1 protein-coding gene and 1 pseudogene are annotated in these 1031 nt (G+C 54.6%); one reads left to right on the top strand and one right to left on the bottom strand.

Translation table 11 applies throughout. From position 1 onward, the window contains the following. Window positions 1-382, top strand: a pseudogene (locus tag BP822_RS00385) (fibronectin-binding domain-containing protein); the annotation flags it as partial. A gap of 52 nt (window positions 383-434) precedes the next feature. Here the strand turns inward: BP822_RS00385 and BP822_RS00380 are convergent. Continuing rightward, window positions 435-1031: ion channel (locus BP822_RS00380; protein ID WP_286877486.1), on the bottom strand; the 597-nt coding region annotated here is incomplete at its 5' end.

The raw sequence follows: 1031 nt of genomic DNA, 5'->3' as shown, positions 1-1031 counted from the left end.
CTGGAAGAGCGGGCTTGCTGCTGCAGACTGCTATCTGGTGAAGGGAGACCAGGTGAGCAAGACCCCGGAGCCGGGGGAGTTTTTGAAGAAGGGCGGCTTTGTCATCCGGGGCGAGCGCAGGTACTTCAGGGATGTGCCACTGGGAATTGCTCTGGGGATAAGAGATGGAGTTCTTATTGGCGGTCCCGTATCGGCGAGCAAGCCCGGATCGGATCCGGTGGTGGAGATCGAGCCGGGAGAGCTTAATCCTGACGACCTGGCAAAGAGGATCTACCGGCAGTTCTCTTTAAAGGTGGAGGACAGAGCCTTCTTGAAGTCCGTGGCGTCGGTGGATCAGATCGTGCAGTTCCTGCCGCCGGGAAATTCGAGGATAAAGGAGTGATTGGGACAATTCAAAACAAAAGCATTCCCTAGAACAGACTGCTCAAAAGCGGCTAACTCTCTCCCGACTCCGGCAGAGCTTCGCCGCATTTTTTGCAGTACTTAGAATCGACATCATGCCTGTCCAGCCCGCAGTTGGTGCATATCACCGTCCTGTCCTGGCTGGAGGCCCGCAGCCAGGCGCGAAATATCCTCGCCGCCTGGAAGGGGATGAAGATGATCCCGGAGATTATCATGGCCACGGTTACCAGCCGGCCGGCAGAGGATGAGGGAACGATATCGCCGAAGCCGACGGTGGAGACAGCAACCACCACGAAGTAAAAGGCATCTCCGAAGTTCTGCACATCAGGATTGAGCGGCTCCTCCACAAAATAGAAGAGTCCTGAATATACAAAAAGGATTATGAATATGCTCGCCACCAGACGGGCGACGTTAATCATCCCCGGGCTGATCATTCCGAAGAGCAGATGATCTTTGGCCATAAAGCGGAGAAACCTGAATATCCTGAATGCCGCCATCACCCTTATGGTCTGAATGAACCGAATATCGTGGGTGAAGAAGGTGGCGGGCAGGACCATCAAAACCAGGGTGGGCATTATGGCCACGATATCGATGATGCTGTAGCCATCTTTGACATAGGCCCAACGGTC

It is taken from the genome of Methanosaeta sp. UBA458 (assembly GCF_002496085.1).
Taxonomy (GTDB): Archaea; Halobacteriota; Methanosarcinia; order Methanotrichales; family Methanotrichaceae; genus Methanothrix; species Methanothrix soehngenii.
This window is presented reverse-complemented; position numbering and strand designations above follow the sequence as displayed.